We start from the raw sequence: 20,299 nt of genomic DNA on the forward strand, positions 1-20,299 counted from the left end.
TACGGAGGTGGGCTGTAAATGAATTAATTAATTCGTTTGAATGCTTGTCCAGAAAAGATAATGTTCGCATTTCCTCTTTCTATTTGATAATGCGCATTATGTCGTTGTTTATTTAATGCCGATGCTTGCTGATCTTGGTATTCATTTAAGCGCCAATAAATAAGCTGCTTAGCTAATTTTTTATTGGCATGCTGACTACGTTCAGATTGCACTTTGACACTAATCCCTGTTGCAAGATGTTTTGCTCTTACCGCGGAGCAGGTTTTATTAACATGCTGCCCGCCAGGACCTTGAGCTTTTATAAATTCAAACTCGATATCACTCTCTTCAATGGTTTGAATCGGCGAAAAGCGGATCACATTAATAAACCAATTTTTCCGTTTATGTTTTGGCCTTAAGGGGCTTTGACACTGCCACTGTATTGTCCCAGACCATAACTGAGCTAGCTCCTCAGCACCATGCCCTTCTAAAGCGACCAAAGCAGATTTTAAGCCATGTTTTGATGCAACCGTTTCGAGCGTATTGACCATGACTTCACGTTTTTTAGCCTCAATAAAAAAGCAAGCCAGTGCTTTTTCAACAGCGATACAGCACTCCTCGGGGCCTTGTGCAGAAGAAAATTGTAATAACATTATGCACACTCCCCACTGGTTTTGTAGGTGAGTAAGGGGCGTAAACGTGCGATAACCTCAATTAACCCTGCTCCCACCATACTTTCAATCACGGTTTCAATCGACTTATAGGATTGTGGAGCTTCCTCATAGATCAATTGTTTATTAGCACAGATGACTCGGCTACCTAATGCAGTACGCGATAGCTGCAATGGAGTATAGCGGTGAGACAACCGCCCCTTACACTCAGTACGCATCCATTTGCGGCCAGCACCGTGAGCGAGTGAATTTAAGCTCACCTCACTTGCATGAGGCAGAACTAAATAACTGAAATCGCCACGTGACCCAGGAATAATGACCATGCCTTTGTCAGAAGGGGTTGCCCCCTTGCGATGGAGCCAACCTTGTATGCCGTTAATCGTGCAAGGTTCAACCAAGTTATGATTAACATCAAGGGCCATTTCCCCCTTTGCCTTGACCTGCTGCAACATGCGTAAGCCAATTAATTGGCGGTTTAGTTCGGCAAAAGATAATGCATGTTGGTGAGCTTCTAAATAGGCTTTCGCGTCATTTGAATGCTCTTCAAGGCCATTATGGCTATGATTTTCAACATGTTGACGTAATATGGATTGCCCTAATCCTCGGGATCCACTGTGCACAAGCAGTAATGCACACTTTTTATTTAAACCGCTTTGTGCAATCGACTCATCGTTAAATATTTTGTCGATGATTTGAAATTCAGCAAAGTGATTACCGCCGCCAATCGAGCCGAGTGAGGACATAAAATGATGGGATTTCATTTCATGAGGAACATGCTCATCGAGCCATTCTAAGGGGGCGCTATCCGGCATTGTGGATAACTGTTTTTCAAACTTATCCAAGTTTAACTTCGTGGTCTTGATATCGGTCTGAAATAAACTCATTCCACAGCCAATATCATTACCGACCAATGCAGGATAGAAACGTTGTGTTGAGAAAAATGCCGCACCAATTGGGTAACCACGACCAGGATGTAGATCTGGCATGCCTACCACGGAAACCATATTAGGGAGCGCTGCGGTTGTTTGTAACTGTTGGATTGCTTTACTTTCAATCCAAGTATTTTCTGTCGCGATATAACTGACGTGTTCGCTGACAGAATGAATAATATTGCCCATAAGTCATTAACTCATTTTTAAGGAAAAAATAAGGTGATTTAGCAGGCAAGAACTGGAGAGATAGAGAGACTATTTCTGAGTACGCCCGCAAAGAGTGTGATGAATTGTCGTCATGATGTTCCTCCTTGCAGTGTGTGAGATGGTAAAAAACGAGCGGATAATAACGACAGGGATGGGGGATTGCAAGCGGTTTTCACAAGAGTGTTGCTGATTAAGAATTGTTTACGCTTTGTAGAACGGCTTACAGAAAGACGGTAAGCCGTTTAATTATTGGGCTGAAATATCAAGTTACTGCGCGATATGGACGGTCTTACCGCCAATAATCGTACGTAATACCTTCACATTTTCAATATCATCAGCTGGGATCTGAAATACGTTACGATCGAGCACGATCATGTCTGCAAATTTACCCACTTCAAGTGATCCAATCACATCTTCTCTGTGTTGAGCATAGGCAGAGTCAATCGTGGCTGAACGAAGGACTTCAATGACCGTCATATCACGGTCATTATCCAAGCGAGGAGCTGGTTTACCATTGATATCACGTCCACGGCGAGTGGCTGCGACTTTTAAATCATACCATTCGTCAAAATCATCAATCGGCCAGTCACTACCAAAGGCGACCACAGCACCCGCATCGATAAACTTCGCGATAGGCTCTAATTGTTCAAAACGCTCTTCACCGAGCATGTTACGCTCAAAAGCGGCTAATTCAGGGGTTGGCGCAGCCCACTGGAATGAAAGACAAGCGATCGTTTTGAGGCGTGCAAATCGCTCATAATCTTTTGGATGAACCAATTCATTGTGAGCAAGGCCTGGGCGAATATCTTTTTCTGGATGGGCTGCACGCATTTTTTCGATGGCATCAAGCACAATAGAAACGGCACCTTCACCGACTGTATGTAGATGTGGGTCATAACCTGCCGCCGCAATCTTTTCCATCAATTCATCAAGAATTTCAGCAGTAAAATACAAATCGCCATAGTTATCTGTTTCAACCCAGTTTGGAGCTTCATCGGTGCCGATATTGATGCGATAAGGTTGTAACAGTGAAGCCGTCATTGTTGGGAACTGCATCACACCATCGACAAACATTTTGATATTTCGCAGGCCGATCCCCGGCGCTGGCGTCCAATCAGCTTGGTGCCATTTTTTAGCGAAAGCGACAGCTTTATCGACAGCGGCTGCAACTGAGGCGACATCCGGAGTTTCATCTGGCGTGATCTCGCGGGCAGCTTGAAAGCGAACGGTCAGCTCTTCGCGACGTTGTAGTTCAGCAAAGGCTTCTAATTGCTGCTCAGAAACACGGGCATCCATTACGGTGGTTACACCTTGCTGGTTTAACACTTTTTGTACCAGTTCAGCAACTTCAATGGCTTGGTCATCGCGAATTGATGGGATGCTGTCTGCTGCACGCATCGCCGGTGCATCTTCTAAAATCCCATTTAGTTCGCCGTTAGCATGTTTACCAATTTTACCATCGGGTGGCTCAGGGGTGTCTTTGGTAATACCAAACAATGCTAAAGCACGGCTATTTGCTAGCAGTGTATGGCAGTCATTGGAAAACAGCACCACAGGGCGATTGGTTTTCAGTTTGTCCATGTCCTCGCGGTACATATCAATACCTGCCGGTAGCATACCTTGGCGTAGCCAAGCTGTGACTTTTAGCCAATCATTTTCCCCGGTACGCGGGTCTTTATCTAAATGATCTTGGACACGTTGTAGTATCTGCTCAATCGTTAGCGACTCGTAGTTGAGGTGGCAGCCAAATAGCTGGATCCCACCCCAAAATGGGTGCATATGGCCATCGATGATGCCGGGCATCATCATTTTGCCTTCTAAATCGATACTCTCAGTTTCCGGCCCAACGTATTGGTGTAATTCCTCTGAAGTACCACTTGCGATAATGTAGCCATCTTGTACGGCAATGGCATCTACAACACTGTTTTGCTTGTCTGCGGTGTAGATATAACCGTTGAAATAAATGACATCTGCAACTTTATTATTCATTTCTAACCAGTCTTTATCAGGGCCCTATCGGTATGGGCAAGAACAAAAATAATGGGGAAATTATGCATCCCCATTATTATCATACGTGTACTAAAGTATAGGTACTAATTGATGATCATATTGGTCTCATCGTCCGAAATTGCGGGTGGACGACGTCTGAAACCATGTGTGAGCAATGTGAGATAAAATGCACCAGCCGCTAGCCAGCACAGGCCCACAGTAAAGGCCTCTTTATCTAGGCTTGTCCATAACCATAGGGTGAGTATGACACCAATCGACGGCATAATCAGGCAAGTGATAAATTTTTTACCATCAAGCGCTTCTTTGCGATCGATATAGAAGTGTTTAATCACGGACAAGTTCACAAAGGTAAATGCAATCAGTGCACCGAAGCTAATCATTGAAGCTACCATGCTGAGCGAAAGCACCAGCGAAAGCAGTGATGCGATGGCAACAAAAATGATTGAATACACAGGGGTATTCAGTTTGGGATGCAGGTACGCAAAAACTGAGCGTGGCAAGACGCCATCACGCCCCATCGCATAGAAAATACGCACAATGCTGGCTTGTGATGTCATGGCTGAGGCAAAGACACCAATGACATAAGCGGTAATAAAGCTAGATGCCATCATTGCGCCGCCGACTTTTTCCATGACCGCGAGGCTAGCAATATCGGTATTTGGAATAAAGTCTTGCCATAATGGATAACTCAAATGGGCGCTGTAAGAGATGATGATAAACAGCGCACCCGCAATAAAAACGGTATAAATAATCGCTTTTGGTAATGTGCTACGCGCATCTTTTGTTTCTTCTGCCATGGTTGAAATGGCATCGAAACCTAAGAAGGCCAAACATAGCACGGCAGCACCCGCGAATAATCCAGGCATTTGATCTGCCGTTAGCGTAATCGGTGCGAGTAGTGCGTCTGTATCTAGCACAAAATTAGTCTTAAAGCTCAAGAACAAGAATACGGCGATAAAGACAATTTGCATGCTAATAATCAGCATATTCATTGAAGAGACGAGTTTGATCCCTAAAATATTCATGATGCTGACAACGGCAATCGTGGTGCAGATAATGACTGGCATTGGAATATTAGGGAAAGCTTCATGCACGAAGATCCCAATCGCAATATAGTTAATAATCGGCAAAAATAAATAATCGAGTAATTGCGCCCAACCGACTAGGAAACCCAATGTTCCGCCAAATGTTTTTTGCACATAAGAGTATGCGGAACCCGAAAGAGGTAGCGCACTCGTCATACGGCAATAGCTCATGGCAGTAAAGAGAACGGCAGCCAATGTCACAAGATAAGCGATAGGCAAATGGCCTTCACTTAATACTGTCACTTGTCCATAGGTAGTGAAAATCCCGAGTGGCACCATATAAGCCAGCCCAAAGAAAATGAGCGCAGGCGTGGTCAGTACACGTTTCATTTGAACGGTATTCTGTTGCATTTTTAAGCCCTTCCCAAAAGCCCTTAACAACTATCAACTCTTTCTGAATACACAGGCGGAGTGAACCTAAAATGCAGCCATATAAACTGACTACACTATTGTATTTAAAAAATTTTTTTAGAGCGGACCTGTATTCAATTTCAGAAAACCTCGCACCAGGACATAAATAAATTACATGTCATCGTGCGCACTTTAATGAAACGTCAGTGATGAATCGGACCATCACCATCCGCTGGGGTGAATACAAGCGGCGTACAATATAGAGTCGATGTTCCTTTAACGCAATGATTAATTATTAAAAAATAAAAAATGACTTTTTTTCAAAGAGTTGGTTTTAATTTAGAGATAAACCGGAATTTAATTTTAGATAAATTTAATAATAGCCTGTTTTAAGCGTAACGCAACCCTATTGGATTATCATTCAACACTTTGATTTTATGGGTTTTTCTTTTGTGCGTAAAAGTGGGTTCTACTGAAAGGTGAGTGTTTTATATTGTCGAGAGTTATGGCTTATTTTAATAATAAATGGGCTTTTTTTAATATATTTAGGTTGAGTTAACATTTAGATAAACGTGATGAATTAGCATATTGTCTATTATGCTTAAAATAAATTAACTCATTCAGTTCCATAAAATGAAACACTGACCTTTTATTCATAAATAAATAAAGGTCAGTGTTTTGGACTTTGCCTTTATATAGGCAATTTACAGGAATTACTTTCTTAACCTTTGTTGTGTGTAAAGTGCATCCAAGGTAAATAAAATTAATGCGACCCAAATAAAGCCAAATGTCACGAGTAGCTCTGATGTCATTTTTTCGCCGTAGATAAATACCGCGAGTAAAAACATAATAGTTGGCCCTAAATATTGGAAAAAGCCCAGTGTCGACAAGCGAAGGTGGTTAGCTGCTTCAGTAAATAGCAACAATGGCACGGTTGTGATAACACCAGCAAGGATTAATAACACATTTAAGTGCCAATCATTCATTGCCATGTTGCTGGTTGGGCTATCGGCAAAGAACAGCAAGAAAATAACGCCCACTGGGAGTAACCACAGGGTTTCAAATGTCATTCCCGTTTGGGCATCAACTCCAAGTTTTTTCCGTAATAAACCGTAGGTTGCAAAAGTCACGGCGAGGCTAAGTCCGATAACCGGAACGGAGCCAAATTGCCATAACTGAATAAGAACACCCGTTAAGGCTAAAATAACCGCGACCCACTGCATGCGGCGAAAGCGCTCTTGCAGAAATAGCATTCCAAATAAAACGTTCACCAGAGGGTTAATAAAGTAGCCTAGGCTAGCTTGCAACATATATCCATGGTTAACGGCCCAAATATAAATTAGCCAGTTGGAAGCGATAGTCACCGCGGTGACGCCTAATATAAGGATTTTTTTAGGCTGCTTTAACACTTGGCGCATATAGCTCCAGTGTTTTGTTGCAGTTAATAAAACCAACATAAAGAAAAATGACCAGATAATACGATGAGTCAGTATCTCTTCTGCCGGCACCTCTTGGATGGTTTTAAAATAAATAGGTGCGACGCCCCAAATTAAATAAGCGCCCAAGGCACATAACACGCCTTTGATGGTATTTTGTTGGCTCATTATTGGCTCTGAATTTGAATAAACGGCTAAAAGTAAGTCGATTGAGATATCGAGCCTTAGAAAATATCGGCTCGATTTATGACCTTATTAATGTGACATTGCTCGAGTTTTTTTACAAGTTATTAGTTGAGTAAGTAACTAATTTTTTACTTTCTCGTTTCATCCAATGAGATAAGTGGCCGTGGCTGTTGCGATATGCTGATTACGTTCGTTATGTAGTTCGCAACGCGTCACTGCAATTTTATTGCCATCGCGTAATAAACTGGCGCTTGCAGTAAACACTTCACCTCGACCAGGACGTAAATAATCAACTCGTAGATCAATGGTGCCCATTTTTGACATTTTATCGACAATATCTTGATGCACTAATGGTGTGATCCGTTGGAGAATACGGTTAATACATACCATGCCACCAGCGACATCTAATATTGATGCAATGACACCACCGTGAAGAATGTTTTGTGTAAAATTACCAATCAATTCTGGACGATTCTTAATTGTTAGTTGGACAAAATCATCATTTATCTGAGCCAATTGTATTCCCAAAAGCTGATTAAAAGGCATTTTATAGATAAACGCATCACTCATGAGCTTACTTGCTTCTTCTAATGTATAAGTACGGTCATTCATCTTATTCATCCTTTAAAAAATATGTGAATAATAAGTTATCACTATGTATAAAATATGTCTCTATGAAATGAACGAATAATCTTTCAGCAGTTGTCAGATTTTGTGTGTAAAATGAGATAAACTTTTTTGGGATTTTTTCAGAATAGGAATAACAGAATGCGCGTTTTTCACAAATTAGTTGGTACTGTGCTCTGTTTTTGGTCTGTATCATTATTCGCCGCAGAAAATACAGATACATTAACTTCCGTAGATACAACAGAGAAAACGCCAATTAGAGGCAGCATTATTTCTGGGTTATTACAAAATTACGAGAGTCCTTTTGTACTTTACCCTTATGAATCCAATTACATTATTTATACCTATACCTCATCTATGAATAAAGAGGCGATAAAAAGCTATGATTGGGGTAAAGATGCATTGCGCGATGAAGTAAAGTTTCAGATTAGTCTAGGTTTCCCTTTATGGCGCGGAATTGCGGGGGAAAACTCCGTATTAGCGGCGTCATATACTCAGCGTTCTTGGTGGCAATTAAGTAATAAAAAAGAGTCTTCACCATTTCGCGAAACCAATTATGAACCTCAGCTATTTATTGGTTGGGCAACAGATTATCAATGGGGAGGTTGGACATTACGAGAGCTGGAAACAGGCTTTAACCACGAGTCGAACGGTCGCTCAGAGCCAACCTCTCGCAGTTGGAACCGCATTTATGCGCGGGCCATGGCACAAAATGGCAATTGGCAAGTTGATTTAAAACCGTGGTATCGCATTCATGAGAGTGAAGGCAGCGATGATAATAAAGATATCACCAAATACATGGGCTACTATCGACTAAAAGTGGGTTATGCTCTAGGTGACAGTGTGATTACCGCGACAGGGCGTTACAACTGGAACAGTGGTTATGGTGCCGCGGAATTGGGTTGGAGCTATCCCATTACCAAACATGTGCGATTATATACCCAGTTGTTTAGTGGCTATGGCGAATCGATGATTGATTATGATTACCGACAAACACGTTTTGGTATCGGTGTGATGCTAAATGATATGCTTTAGTCATTAGCGCTTATTTGCTAGCATACTGCAACTCTATTTCAAGTGATACCTTGAAAAACACCGAGTGCTAACCCGCTATTTAGATGCTGCTCTATTGAGCAGCTATCAGTTTGTCATTTGAGGATCCGCGTGTCTACAGCTGAAGTGATCTCCCAGTTTTCACTGGCTGAAAGTATACTCAATAATACTTTTGGTTATCAGTCTTTCCGCCCTGGGCAGGAAGCTGTTATTCGTGCCATACTCGATAACCGCGATTGTTTGGTGCTTATGCCAACTGGGGGCGGTAAATCGCTATGTTATCAAGTTCCTGCTCTGGTTAAAGAGGGGGTAACGCTGGTGGTATCGCCTTTGATCTCCCTAATGAAAGATCAGGTCGACCAATTACGCCTTCATGGTATCAAAGCAGCTTGTTTAAACTCCTCTCAAACCGCTCAAGAGCAGCGAGACGTGATGGCCTTATGCGCCCAAGGCGCCATCAAGTTGCTGTATGTTGCGCCCGAAAGGTTATTAACTGACTATTTTCTTAGCCAGCTGAGTAGTTGGAATATCAGTTTATTGGCGGTGGATGAAGCACACTGCGTTTCGCAATGGGGGCATGATTTTCGTCCTGAGTATCGCGCCATTGGTCAGTTACGGCAGCACTTCCCTGATGTTCCTATCATGGCATTAACGGCAACAGCAGATGAAACGACACGAGCCGATATCGTACGTTTATTGGCCTTACATGACCCTTTGATACAAATCAGCAGTTTTGATAGACCCAATATCCGCTATACCTTAGTCGAAAAATATAAACCGCTTGATCAGCTTTGGTTCTTTATCAAAGCACAAAAAGGTAAAGCGGGTATTGTCTATTGCAATAGCCGCAGCAAAGTGGAAGAAACGGCAGAGCGTCTGCAAAAACGTGGGTTAAGCGTTGCAGCTTATCATGCAGGGTTAGATAACCAACAACGAGAGTGGGTACAAGATGCTTTTTTAAAAGATAACCTACAAATTGTTGTGGCAACAGTGGCTTTTGGTATGGGGATCAACAAGTCCAATGTGCGCTTTGTGGCGCATTTTGATATCCCTCGCAATATCGAGGCCTATTATCAAGAAACAGGGCGAGCAGGTCGCGATGGGGTTGAAGCGGAAGCCGTACTATTTTATGACCCTGCGGATATGGCATGGCTACGCCGCTGTCTTGAAGAGAAACCCGCTGGCTTGCAGCAGGATATTGAGCGCCATAAGTTGAATGCGATAGCTGCATTTGCGGAGGCTCAAACTTGCCGCCGATTAGTGCTGCTCAATTATTTTGGTGAAAATAGGCAAGCACCGTGTGGCAATTGTGATATCTGTTTAGACCCGCCAAAACAGTATGATGGGCTAGTGGATGCCCAAAAAGCGCTATCTTGTATTTACCGTGTTGGTCAGCGTTTTGGTATTGGTTATATTGTTGAGGTCTTGCGCGGGGCAAACAATCAGCGCATCCGCGAGCTAGGCCATGATAAATTACCGGTATATGGCATCGGTAAAGATCAATCCCATGAGCATTGGGTCAGCGTTATCCGCCAGTTGATCCATCTTGGGATGATCACACAAAATATTACGCATTTTTCAGCGTTGCAATTAACGGAAGCGGCTCGGCCGATATTACGCGGCGAATCCGCTTTGCAACTTGCTGTTCCTCGTGTTTTGGTGGCAAAAAGCCGTAATCAGCAAAGCAAAGTTTATCGAGGAAACTATGATAAGAAGTTATTTGCTAAGTTGCGCAAATTGCGTAAATCTATAGCAGACGAAGAGAATATTCCTCCATTCGTTGTGTTTAATGATGCAACCCTGATTGAGATGGCTGAGCATTGTCCGGCTTCCCCTTCAGAATTGTTGTTAATTAATGGTGTGGGGGAGAAAAAGCTTGAACGCTTTGGTGATGCTTTTATGACATTGATTAGGGACCATCTTGAAGGTTACGAATGACGAAAGGATATACATATGACCCCAGAAAAGCTGAAAGAAAATTGGTTAAACCGAGAAACTCAATTTTCTGCATTTGCTAACGGTCCACTTTTAGACTTTTGGTTGCGCAGAGAAGAAGCCGAATTTCTAGGGGTCGATGATGTTCCTATTCGCTATGTTCGTTTTACCCATTCCCTAAATAATAAAGCCGTTGTTATCTCCCCTGGTCGTAGCGAAAGCTATATGAAATACCCAGAAGTTGCCTATGACTTCTATCACCTCGGTTTCGATGTCTTTATTATTGACCATCGAGGGCAGGGGCGCTCCGGACGTATGTTGGATGATCCACAAAAAGGCCACGTTGAAAAGTTTACTGACTATATTGATGATTTTGCAAAGTTTGTTGAACTTGAAGTGCAATGTCGGCATTATCTCAAATGTTATGCATTAGCTCACTCAATGGGGAGTGCGATCCTCGGCGGCTATTTATTACGGGATAATGTCACCTTTGATGCAGCGGCGTTTTGCGCCCCTATGATTGGGATTAATTTACCGATCCCACACTGGTTAGCGAGCTTTATTGTTGATCGGGCGGAGCTACACCGCAGTGTGCGTAATGACTATGCGATTTCAACGGGGAAATGGCAGCCGTTGCCTTATTTGATCAATGTGTTGACTCACAGTCAGGAACGTTACCGGCGTTATCTCCGCTATTATGCGGATTATCCCGAATTGCGGCTAGGTGGCCCTACCTATCATTGGTTAAAAGAAAGTTTTGCAATTGGCGATGAGCTAATTGCCCGGGCGGGAGAAATTGATGTACCACTGTTGGTGTTAGAAGCAAGTGAAGATAAAGTGGTCAGCAATCGAGAGCTACAGGCTTTTTGTCAAAGTCGGCAAAAAGCACAGACAGGAAGAGAAGAAAAATTACCCCTCGTGATTGAAGGGGCACACCACGAAATCCTGTTTGAAGTGGATGCATTAAGAGCGATGGCGCTTAATGCTATCTGTGATTTTTTTGAGCAGTATTAGCTAGGAATGATTTATGAAATATCCTGTTGTTGCTTCTGATTTGGACGGTACTCTTTTATCTCCTAATCATGATTTAACCGCTTTCACCAAGGAAACACTGAAACAATTAGTAGAAACACAAGATATCCATTTTGTGTTTGCGACGGGTCGTCACCATGTGGATGTTGCACAAATTAGAGATGGTTTAGGTATTGATGCCTATATGATCACGTCGAATGGTGCACGGGTACACAATACAAAAGGTGAATTGATCTTTAAGCATAATGTTGATCCTGAAATTGCTCATGAGTTGTGCTTGATGGAGTTTGATCACCCTGATTTGGTGACCAACTATTACGGGGGAGATGACTGGTTTATTAACCGTGAAAGCCCCGAACAGAAAGAGTTCTTTAAAGAATCGGTATTTCAGTACACGCTATTTGATCGCCATAACTTTGATACTTCAGATGTTTGTAAAGTCTATTACACCAGTGAAGATCACGATATGTTGGTAGATTTACAAAATCGCATCCGTGAACGTTGGCAAGATCGTGTTAATGTGACTTTTTCACTACGTAGTTGCTTAGAGGTCATGGCTGGTGTGGTTTCTAAAGGGGAAGCCCTGCAACAAGTTGCGGCACTTCAAGGTTATCAAGTGCATGACTGTATCGCCTTTGGTGATGGTATGAACGATAAAGAAATGCTGACCTTGTCAGGGAAAGGTTGCATTATGGAAAATGCTCACCAGATGCTTAAAGATGAATTACCTCAACTTGAGGTCATTGGCTCTAATGCCGATGATGCGGTAGCGCGTTATTTAAGAAAGCTCTATTTAGCATAATGTAAAAATTAAATGTTATCCGAAAATAGAGGTCGATAAAACGACCTCTATTTTATTATCGCAAATCTATTCATTCATCTACTGCTTAGCTATTTAAATATTAAATAAAAACAGCGTTTATATGTGAAATATAAATTTTAACTCTAAATTAAGTTAGTTTAAGCTATGTTATTAATATTAAAATAATATTGTTTATCTAGGCTTGAAAATAGAGGGAATTTGTATGGATATCGACGTCAGAGTGGAAAAGCTCCTAGAAAAAATAAGTCTCGCCCATCGTTCAATAAAGCTGTATGAAGAGAGGATATTGCAATTAAATCAATCAGCTAAAATGAGTTTTAACTCAATAGATAATGAGGTTAACGAAGGTGATTTTCAATTTATTTTCAGTATGTTAAATAATCTAAAATCTGATTTGGAAAATAACAAGGAATTATTTGGATTGATTTTAGAAAAACAAATAATATATAAAAATATACTCGATGAAATTAGCGCAATTAATGTTGGTTCAGCATTATATCAAGCCACTCAATTTGATAATGATATTGAAATGCTAAATAGCTTTATAGTATCACAGGAATTTTTCGATAAAGTTAACGATGAATTAAGCCGCATTAGTCATTCTTATTATGGTTCATACCGTCAAATTATTGAGGAAATGCAGCAGTTAATTGAAGTGAGAGGTTATCTTCAATATGACCTACAAGGGATTAATAGTGACCTTGAGCCGATTAAAGAAACATTAGATGTATTTCGGTTAACTGGGGAGCTGCCTCGAGACATTGTGTTATACCGGAGAATACAAGAGAGAGCCGATGAGTTATTGCTATCAAGCCATATTAGTGCGCTCCCTCCAGCAGAAAGCGAAATACCGGTATTTCGAGACAACTCTCTCGATGCTTTTTTACCCAATCAATTGTGCCATGCTAAACCGTAAGCGTGTGTCTTACCATAACGAAAGTAAGGTGTTGCCGACACCTTACTTGGATCAGGAAATATCTCATTTTATACAACAAACTTAAAAAAAGATGCTGAATTTGCAATAAAGTCAATTTTCCTATTCTTTCTGTATGCAAGTGGCATTAAACTATCAACGAGTCGGCAGTGTGTTTAGGCTATAGCTTAGCAGCAGTTTGCCGATAATAATGGATCACACTGTTTTCGCAGTCGGTAATTTGCACTGTTGAGGGTTGTTTAGGATGAAAAAAATTGCGTTAGCGCTATTGTTGGGCTCTGTTTGCTATAGTTCATTATTACTGGCTACTCCCCCGATAAAATCGGCACCTTCACAACAGACAATAGAGCAAATTACGCAATTAGCACAAAAAGGTGATCCAACCGCACAATATCTTCTCGGTCAACGCTATTTTAAAGGTAATGGCATTTCTCAAGATTCTAAAGTCGCTGCCGAATGGTTTATCAAGGCGGGTGATCAAGGCAATGCAGACGCTCAATTCCAATTAGGAACAATGTATGTGAACGGCTTTGGCGTTCGCCGAGACTACGATAAAGCGATGCTTTGGTATCAACAAGCGGCTAAACAGAATGATACACGGGCAGAAACCAATATGGCGATGATGTATGCTCAAGGCCTTGGTGTCGCTCAAGATCTCGAAAAGGCAGCTTATTGGTTCAGAAAGGCCGCTCAAGGGGGCAACGTGATTGCCCAATTCCATATTGGCCAAATGTATTCTATCGGCAGTGGTGTTGATCTCGATAATGAAAAAGCGGTGTTTTGGTTCCGCAAAGCTGCGAAGCAGCGCGATGCAAAAGCACAAGATCGTTTAGGGGTCATGTACTCTGAAGGGAAAGGTGTAAAGAAAAACCTTCAGCAATCTTATGCTTGGCTAACCACCGCGGTGTATAGCGGTAATAAAGAGAGCCATCGGCTGCAAAGTAAAGTCGCAGAGCAATTAAGCGAAAGCGAATTAAAGCAAGCGCAAAAATTAGCAGAGAACTATATTCAATCCTATGGATTTAAAGCAGGTTGAATGATCTGATCATTCGTGGGATATGATCCGATATCCCACCATAATGATCACGGATAATACAAGATAGGCCCAGCTCATACGGTAAAAACGGTTATATCCCCATCCCCGACGCACATCCAACTGTAGTTGCTTATTTGATACTTTACTCACCAAAATACGAAACGCCACAATATATAACAGGGTCAGCACTTGCCATAAATACAGGATGTTGACTGCAAATGATTTACCTACCACCAGTAAGATGATGAGTGGAATAAGAAAAAACAAAATAGAGCCGATCTTCTCAAGTTGAGAGACTCGCAATAAAGTCAGTTCATCTTGTGGTTCAATGGGCGCTTTCATTTTTCTACCTTAATCATCGATTGAGTATTAAGGCCAACGGCTTGATGGCCGCTGACCTTGAATATCGCCATTATAACTCCCCGGATTTACGCGGAGGGTTGCGACCAGAGAGGTTGTTTGTTGCGCTTTGCAGTGCATTCTCCCGTATGTCCACTCGAGCTTGGAATGGTGGGAATGGCAAGGTAATGCCTTGCTCTGCAAATGCTGCCAGTATGTTTTGATGGATTTCATGACGTGCAGGTAACCGATGCCCCATCTCGGCAGCATAAACACGCAATTCAAAGATTTGAATGCCTTGTTGTAAATCAACTAAATAAACCTCTGGGTTCGGGTTATCAAGTATCATCGTGGAACGCTCGGCCGCACTGAGTATGATAGAGGTCACTTGCTGGCTATCTGCATCGGCAGGAGCAGGGATCGTCATCACGATACGCGTGATCGTGTCAGATAAGGACCAGTTAATAAATTGCTCAGTAATAAAGGCCTTATTAGGCACAATAATCTCTTTTCTATCCCAATCTGTTAAGGTTGTGGCTCGAGTATTAATCTTTGTAATACTCCCTGTCAGATTACGGATCGTCACGGTATCGCCAATTCGAATTGGTTTTTCAAATAAGATCATCAACCCAGAAATAATATTGGCAAAAATCTCTTGTAAGCCGAAACCTAAACCAACCCCCATGGCGGCTATCAGCCATTGTAATTTTGACCAATCAATCCCGAGCATTGAGAAACCAACGATGGTACCAATGATGGTCAATGAGTATTTGGTTAATGTCGTGATGGCATACCCTGTACCAGGGGTTAAATCTAAGTGCTGCAATACTGCCAATTCAAGGAGTGCAGGTAAGTTACGCACCAACTGAGTCGTGACGATAATGATCAGTATGGCGATAAAGATAGACCCCATAGTGATCGGCTGAACAGTATCGACCCCATTAATTGTCGAGGTTACATCCCACAGACGAATATTTTCAAGGAACGAAAATGCAGTGTGGAGTTCAGACCAGAGCCAAATGAGAGAAACCAACGCTATCATCGTGAGGATTGAGCGGACTAACCCGACGGATTGCGCGCTGATTGCATCAAGGTCAATCACTTGCTCATCAATATCAATGTTCCCTTCGCCACTCGCATTGGGTTGGTGAATATCCTCTTCCCCTTTGGCCCTTTGCGCTAAGATTTCTGCACGACGTTGTTTGGCTCGTTCAAAGGCTAATTTACGGCGCTGTATTGACATCCAACGGCGGATAGCATGGTAGACAATCAATAATACAAACCATATCGCGACAGAGGTCTCTAAACGGCCAAGCAGGGCTTGAGACGTTGAGAAGTAGCCTAATAGTGAGAAGAATGCAGCGATAATCGGTGCAACCAGCAGCATCCACCACAGTGCTTTATTGATTAGGTTATCCCCTGAACCATGTCTATCAAGGTAGAGAGGCACATGGGTGCGGCGCAAATTGTTTGTCATTAAGCTCAATGCAAAGCACAGTAGCAAGAAGCAGAAGCGACCGATGGAGGCAGAAAATTCCCTATCACTGTAGTGCTCAAAAGTGATCAGCGCCATCATCAGAGGTACGATGACAAATATCGCGAGCCGGTAATAACGCATCGCACGTTTTACCGCATCTTTATCCCACCCAAAGTGCGCAATAAATAGACCCGTTGGGCGTGAAAATGTTTCACTGATCATAAATAGCCATAGCACGGGAGTTGTGGCACTGACACCATAACCTATTGCCGCCGCCATCGGGTATTGCCAAGCACTTTGCAGGCCATAACCAATGGCAGACCACATCATTGGGAGTGGTAGCGCCACAATAATAGACCAAAAAATCGTGCGTATGGTGAGGTAAAAGTGGTCTTGAGTCACTTTACCAATGCGTAAGCTTGCTCTATCTAGAAAGTCTTGATAATGCTTACGCGTGCTAATACTAAAAATCACTAAAATGATCGAGCCAAACAGATATAGGAAGGTGTCTTGAGTTGTTAACATCACTTTAAAGGCACCAGTGAGCTGCGATAAGGTGTCTAAAGAGAGCAACTGAGTAATATCTGTTATCAATAAAACAGGATAGTGGAGTGTCACCGGTGGAGCATCGGCAACCCAAAACAGATAACGGTGTGACGCATCTTTAACATCTTTTAATGCGTCTGTTAGTTGGCTAGTGGCGACATTTAATTTTGTCAGCTCTAACATCTCGGTATCAAAGCCAGAAATGAGCGCGGTTAGCAGCTCTTTACGCGTCTTAATTAATGATGAGTAGACTTGCGCTTGTGCTGGGCTTAAATTATTTTCGGTCTCTTGTGTGGCGGTATCCAGTTTGGATAACCGGTCTAGCATATCTTCATAATTTAGGCGTTGTACCCGTAAATCTGCCATATCACGGTTAAGCTGCTGGCTTTTAGGAATTTCCGGTAAACGTGATAATTGGGTACGAAGTGCCTCACCTAACGTACTTGAACCATCAAGCCACTGCGCTTGCTCGCGGATAGTTGTCAATGCTTGGCGTGCATCTTGTATTCCCGAGGAGATTTCTGCTTGGCTCGTACTGATAGTGTTCATACGAACCGCTTGCTCAGTCAGCTCTTGGGATAGCTTGCGGTTAATATCAATTTGATCTTTAAGGAAAGGGGTCAACTCACCTTGTTCTGCAAGCATTTCGGTGTGTTCGAGTGCTAATACCGCTTTTTGCTGGCGCAACGTATTTTGCACTTCACGTAATTTTTGTAATTCAAGCTCCAGCCGGTTATAACGCTTTTTATTCAGTTCTAAAGCGACGCGTGAAATTTCTTGGCGGTTATTCGCGGATAATTGCGCCATTTCAAGCTCATTAACCTCAGCTTTGCGAGCACTCACTTCGGCTTGAGCTAAGGTTGTTTGGGCTTCTGCTAATGGTGTAGTAGGAGAGCTTAGTGATTGTAAGCGAAATGACGCTTCAGAAAGGAGGCGGCGTGCTTCTGATAATTGTTTTGGTAATGCACTTAGCGATTCACTGATTTCTCGGCCTTTATCTTGCTCCTGCTGTGTCTTTCTTCCCTGATCGAGAAGCTGACTACTCACTTGAATGATTTGTTGTTCAAGCTCAGACAAGCTGATATTGGTTGGAATATTGGTTGGCTCATCGCTTTCATTGAGTAGTTCTTGTCTTAGCCCCTTGATAATTTTAGGGAAATTATCGATGGCGTCTTGATAAGACTTGGCTTTAGCTTCCGACTGATTGGCTTCACTGATCCAGTTAAGTGCGCCTTGAAATGCTTGCGCTATTTCCGCATCTTTAGGGTTTTTACTGGGGTCGAGCTGAGCAAGCTCTTGCTTAATCAGTGCTTCATTTGGCGTACTATTGGAAGCCCCTGCCGCAGAGAAGGCGATTAGCAGGCTGAAAAAAAAACCGATAATCAAACGCACAGTCAGGAGCTCCTTCAAGCAATTAACAATATAAGGTATTACTGGGTTTCAATTTGCTCAGCGGCGGTATCCACTGAGGTATCATTTGCCACGGTTTCCGCCAGTAGCTCTCCCATACGAGTCGCATAGCCGGGGATCAGTGAGGCATTAAAACGAATAGCGTTCGGTTCAAACAGGTTAATGACGGTTGAACCTAGCTTAAAGAGACCCATTTCTTCGCCTTTTTTCAAGAATACGGCACCTTCAGTCAGTTGATCTGGGTAGGTCCAGCGCTTAATAACCCCTTCACGCTGTTGGTTAACACAACCACCCCAGACAGTTTCAATGCTACCAACGATAGTGGCACCGACTAAGATTTGCACCATCAGACCCACATCGGTTTTAAACACACAAATTAGGCGCTCATTACGGGCAAAGAGGTTGGGAACATTGGCGGCGGTCAATGGGTTGACAGAGAATAAATCACCCGGTACATAAATCATCTCGGTTAATAACCCATCGCATGGCATATGTACACGATGATAATCGCTAGGGGATAAATAGGTTGTGATAAACTCACCGCCACGGAATTTATCAGCTAGCTGATAATTACCCGCGAGCAAGGCTTCGACCGTATAATGGTGACCTTTGGCTTGAAAGATTTGGTCATCTTGAATTGAACCTAATTGGCTCACCGCACCATCAGCCGGTTGCGCTAATTGGTGTTTTCCTGTCACTAATGGGCGCGCTTCTTCTTTTAGCGGCCGAATAAAGAAATCATTAAACGTTGCATAAGCGGTGAACTCGCTTTTTTGTGCTTCACTCATATCCACTTTATAGGCTTTTGCAAACAGCTTAATTGCCCATTGAGTGACAAAGCCTGCATTCTTATCGGCGAACCAGCCGGCAAGTCTTGTAAGACCCTGTTTTGGTAGCATATATTGCAAACGTATTTTAATCTTATCTAGCACGTTAACCTCAAATTCGTAAAGGCCAGTTAGCAAAAAGGCAGTCATTGTACCTTTGCTTTTTTAAATAGGCTATTTTGTTTCGATAGGCTTAAAAATCTTTACCATTGATGAATCACCTACCAAAATAAATGTAAGTACTCGCTCACTTGGTTAGTGAGTCGTTAAGCCAAAACTACTTATCTTTACCCGTAAAATTCCCACGAGGCTTAATCTGTTCCATGCTCTCCAAAATACGATGATAATTTTCAAACCGTGATTCGGCGATTTTCCCTTCTTCCGTGGCTTCACGCAGTAGACAACCGGGATCATCCAAATGCTTACAATCGCGGAACTTACAGCCACCTAAATAGTCTTTAAATTCGACAAAACCTTTTGTTACTTGTTCCGTAGAAAGGTGCCATAGGCCGAATTCACGTACTCCCGGGGAGTCAATGACATCACCACCTAACGGAAAATGATATAACCGCGCTGTCGTTGTGGTGTGTTGGCCTAGCCCTGAAGTATCTGAAACGTCATTGACTAAAATGGTTTCTTCATTATGAGGCAAAAGAGCGTTCAGTAAACTGGACTTGCCAACGCCAGATTGACCTACAAACACTGATATTTTGCCGATCAGTGCGTTAGTAAGTGCTTCCATTCCTTCGTTGGTATGGCTAGAAACTTCCAGTACTTGGTAACCAATATCACTGTAAATAGTCATTAATTCGCTGACCCATTCACGGTTTTCTTGGTCTAATAGGTCAATTTTGTTTAGGACAATAATGGGTTGGATGCCTAAAGTTTCGCAAGCCACTAAATAGCGATCGATAATATTCAGAGATAGCTCGGGTAAAATTGAGGAAACGACCACAATTTGGTCAATATTTGCAGCAATAGGCTTTAGCCCATCATAATAGTCAGGGCGTGTTAGGACGGAGTGGCGTTCGTGAACGGCTTCAACAATGCCATTAACTTTGATATCGGCTTGTGTATTCAACGCAGGGCGCCAAACTACGCGATCTCCTGTGACGAGAGATGAAATAGTTCGGCGTAAGTTACAACGCTGTAATGTGCCATCGCTTGCTTCGATGTCAGCATGTTGCCCAAATCGGCTGATCACTAGCCCTTCTTGCGCTTCTCCTAATAGGCTGTCATCAATCTCAGTGACTTTTTGTTTTTTAAGTCTTTTTTGATGATTTGCCTGTACTCGGCGCTGTTGGCCTTTTGACAGTTTCTGCTTAGCCACCTGACCTCTCTTGATATTGTTGGCTGAGTTTTCTTGTTTACTAACTTGAGTGGATCGCGTCGATACCTCAAAC

At 42.6% G+C, this 20,299-nt stretch carries 16 protein-coding genes; 6 read left to right on the plus strand and 10 right to left on the minus strand.

Features of this window, described 5'->3' with window-relative positions; translation table 11 throughout:
• Positions 1–23: 23 nt before the first annotated feature.
• The 6 genes from prfH to PSF11_RS12240 all read right to left on the minus strand — a co-directional run bounded on the left by prfH (position 24) and on the right by PSF11_RS12240 (position 7,469).
• Complete coding sequence (prfH, locus tag PSF11_RS12215) at positions 24–635, minus strand: peptide chain release factor H (protein WP_225829670.1); 612 nt, start codon at positions 633–635, stop codon at positions 24–26.
• Complete coding sequence (locus PSF11_RS12220) at positions 632–1,768, minus strand: RNA ligase RtcB family protein (protein ID WP_072502700.1); 1,137 nt, start codon at positions 1,766–1,768, stop codon at positions 632–634. Before PSF11_RS12220 ends, prfH begins: the two co-directional genes overlap by 4 nt.
• 288 nt (positions 1,769–2,056) lie before the next feature.
• The gene (locus tag PSF11_RS12225; RefSeq protein ID WP_060561490.1) at positions 2,057–3,778 is read right to left on the minus strand and encodes an amidohydrolase; all 1,722 of its coding nucleotides are present in this window, start codon (positions 3,776–3,778) and stop codon (positions 2,057–2,059) included.
• A 104-nt stretch (positions 3,779–3,882) separates the two neighbouring features.
• Entirely contained in the window at positions 3,883–5,235 is a 1,353-nt protein-coding gene (locus tag PSF11_RS12230) for an APC family permease (RefSeq protein WP_004915576.1), read from the minus strand.
• Between the two features lie 713 nt (positions 5,236–5,948).
• The gene (rarD, locus tag PSF11_RS12235) at positions 5,949–6,839 is read right to left on the minus strand and encodes an EamA family transporter RarD (protein WP_004915578.1); all 891 of its coding nucleotides are present in this window, start codon (positions 6,837–6,839) and stop codon (positions 5,949–5,951) included.
• Positions 6,840–6,998: 159 nt separating this feature from the next.
• On the minus strand, positions 6,999–7,469 hold the full coding sequence (locus tag PSF11_RS12240; protein WP_014657293.1) for a thioesterase family protein: 471 nt from the start codon (positions 7,467–7,469) through the stop codon (positions 6,999–7,001).
• A 186-nt stretch (positions 7,470–7,655) separates the two neighbouring features.
• Between PSF11_RS12240 and pldA the strand changes: the two genes are divergently transcribed.
• The 6 genes from pldA to PSF11_RS12270 all read left to right on the plus strand — a co-directional run bounded on the left by pldA (position 7,656) and on the right by PSF11_RS12270 (position 14,297).
• Complete coding sequence (gene pldA / locus PSF11_RS12245; RefSeq protein WP_376738356.1) at positions 7,656–8,519, plus strand: phospholipase A; 864 nt, start codon at positions 7,656–7,658, stop codon at positions 8,517–8,519.
• 129 nt (positions 8,520–8,648) lie between these two features.
• Complete coding sequence (gene recQ, locus PSF11_RS12250; protein WP_004915592.1) at positions 8,649–10,475, plus strand: ATP-dependent DNA helicase RecQ; 1,827 nt, start codon at positions 8,649–8,651, stop codon at positions 10,473–10,475.
• A gap of 15 nt (positions 10,476–10,490) precedes the next feature.
• Positions 10,491–11,486: a lysophospholipase L2 gene (gene pldB, locus PSF11_RS12255; protein ID WP_004915594.1), complete on the plus strand. Its 996-nt coding sequence runs from the start codon at positions 10,491–10,493 to the stop codon at positions 11,484–11,486.
• A gap of 13 nt (positions 11,487–11,499) precedes the next feature.
• Entirely contained in the window at positions 11,500–12,306 is an 807-nt protein-coding gene (gene yigL / locus PSF11_RS12260) for a sugar/pyridoxal phosphate phosphatase YigL (RefSeq protein ID WP_004915597.1), read from the plus strand.
• A 223-nt stretch (positions 12,307–12,529) separates the two neighbouring features.
• Complete coding sequence (locus PSF11_RS12265) at positions 12,530–13,243, plus strand: hypothetical protein (protein WP_060561488.1); 714 nt, start codon at positions 12,530–12,532, stop codon at positions 13,241–13,243.
• A 262-nt stretch (positions 13,244–13,505) separates the two neighbouring features.
• Positions 13,506–14,297, plus strand: a complete 792-nt coding sequence (locus tag PSF11_RS12270; RefSeq protein WP_072502701.1) for a tetratricopeptide repeat protein — start codon at positions 13,506–13,508, stop codon at positions 14,295–14,297.
• Between the two features lie 9 nt (positions 14,298–14,306).
• On the opposite strand, the gene PSF11_RS12275 is transcribed toward PSF11_RS12270, so the two are convergent.
• The 4 genes from PSF11_RS12275 to rsgA form a co-directional block, all read right to left on the minus strand.
• Positions 14,307–14,639, minus strand: a complete 333-nt coding sequence (locus tag PSF11_RS12275; RefSeq protein ID WP_004915603.1) for a hypothetical protein — start codon at positions 14,637–14,639, stop codon at positions 14,307–14,309.
• 70 nt (positions 14,640–14,709) lie between these two features.
• On the minus strand, positions 14,710–18,051 hold the full coding sequence (gene mscM / locus PSF11_RS12280) for a miniconductance mechanosensitive channel MscM (protein WP_040132544.1): 3,342 nt from the start codon (positions 18,049–18,051) through the stop codon (positions 14,710–14,712).
• 38 nt (positions 18,052–18,089) lie between these two features.
• A complete protein-coding gene (gene asd, locus PSF11_RS12285) occupies positions 18,090–19,046 on the minus strand; it encodes an archaetidylserine decarboxylase (RefSeq protein WP_004915608.1) in 957 nt (318 codons plus the stop codon).
• A 127-nt stretch (positions 19,047–19,173) separates the two neighbouring features.
• Entirely contained in the window at positions 19,174–20,226 is a 1,053-nt protein-coding gene (gene rsgA / locus PSF11_RS12290) for a small ribosomal subunit biogenesis GTPase RsgA (protein ID WP_040133385.1), read from the minus strand.
• Between the last annotated feature and the right edge of the window lie 73 nt (positions 20,227–20,299).

Origin of the sequence: Providencia sp. PROV119, from assembly GCF_028482435.1 — a bacterium.
Taxonomy (GTDB): Bacteria; Pseudomonadota; Gammaproteobacteria; order Enterobacterales; family Enterobacteriaceae; genus Providencia; species Providencia stuartii.